1 protein-coding gene is annotated in these 1659 nt (G+C 70.5%); it reads right to left on the minus strand.

The window, feature by feature from the left end:
• The coding region (locus AB0J67_RS40995; protein WP_363491208.1) for a multicopper oxidase domain-containing protein at positions 1–1494 on the minus strand (1494 nt) is incomplete at its 3' end.
• Positions 1495–1659 lie beyond the last annotated feature (165 nt).

Here is a 1659-nt window from a genome sequence, read left to right on the forward strand (position 1 = left end):
GGCCCCAACGCGTTCCACGACCGCGCGCACGCCACCGGGCCGGTCTCCTGCACCGCGTCCGTCCGCATCGGCCGCTACCGCCCGCGCCCGGCGGACGAGGGTGGTGGCCAGGCCGGTCATCCCGGTCGGACCTTCGGCGTGGGAGAAGATGTGGCAGTGCAGCAGCCAGGTCCCCGCGACCTTGGGCTGGGCGACGATGTCGTAGGTCTGGCCGACCGCCACGGTGAGCGTGTCGACGGTGTAGGGCGTGGTCAGCTTGTTGCCGTCCTGAGCGACCACCTGGAACGTCATGCCGTGCAGATGCATCGGGTGCAGCATCTCCGGCCCGGTGCCGACGAGCCTGATGTGGACGCGCTGGTTCACCTTGGCGGTGAGCGGCACGGTTGCGGGGTAGGACTTGCCGTTGAGGGTGAACCCGTTGGCGCCGTCACCGATCTGCAGCGTGTAGTGCTTGTCCGCGGCGATGTCGCCGAGCGTCGGCGTGACGAGCAGGGCCCCGTACAGGCCCTTGCCGACCTGGGTGCCGCCCATGTGGGTGTGGTACCAGTGGGTGCCGGTGCTGGTCGCCGTCCACTGGTAGGTGTAGACGTCGCCCGGCATGATCGGCGGCTGGGTGAGGTGCGGCACGCCGTCCTGGTTGTTGGGCAGCTGCATCCCGTGCCAGTGCACTCCGGTGTGCTCGGGCAGCTGGTTCTGGACGACGACGCGTACCTTGTCCCCTTCGTTGACCTTGATCGTGGGGCCGGGCACGATGCCGTTGAAGGCGTATGCCGGTCTGACGTCGCCCGGCTTGATCTCCCACGACACCGGGGCCATGCACAGCAGGAAGACCTTCGTGCCGTCGGCCGCAGTGGTGAACGTCGCGAGCCTGGTGCCGTCGTTCTGTGCGGCTCCGACGGTCGGATTCGCGCAGGGCAGCGGCCCGCTCGGCGACGCCGACGCCGACGGCGCGCCGCTCACCGACGGCGACGGCAGCGGCGGTGACGGAGACGGAGATGCGGACGGTGGTGGTGACGCCGACGGCGACGCTGACGGCGACACGGCCGTGCTCCGGGTGGGGCTCGGGCTCGTCGGGGTGGTCGTGACGATGATGGTGCCGGTCATGAACGGGTGCAGCGTGCAGTGGTAGGCGAACGTGCCGGCGCTGGTGAAGGTGAAGCTGAAACTCTGGCCGGGGGCCAGGTTGCCCGAGCTGAAGGCCCCGGCGTCGGCGCCTACCGTGTGGCTGGTGCCGTCGGTCTCCTGGTTGACCCAGGTGACCGTGTCGCCGACCGTCACGGTGAGGGTCGCCGGGCTGAAGGCGAAGTTCTGCACCGTGACGGTGTGGTTGGCGGCGTAGGCGCTGTTGGAGGCCACCACCACCAGGCTCCCGACGATGACGGCGAACGCCGTCGCGACGGCCAGTACGGCGCGGCGGGTGCGCGGCTGTGCGCGATCCAGCGCGGTGCGTAGGCGGCTGGGCAGCCACCGGTCGAGGGGGTTCGGATCAGACATGGGTGAACTCCACGGGTGCGGTCATCGAGGTGAGCCGATCCGGCGTTTTCGTGCCGGGTGTAGCCTGGGCTGGGGCGAGAGCTCCGGATCGGGGGAGGGACCGCGTGCGATGCGGTCCCTCCCCCGCCGGGGTGGCCGGCCGGCGAACGGCGGGGGCCATCAGCA

Origin of the sequence: Catellatospora sp. NPDC049609 (genome assembly GCF_040675365.1) — a bacterium.
GTDB lineage: Bacteria > Actinomycetota > Actinomycetes > Mycobacteriales > Micromonosporaceae > Catellatospora.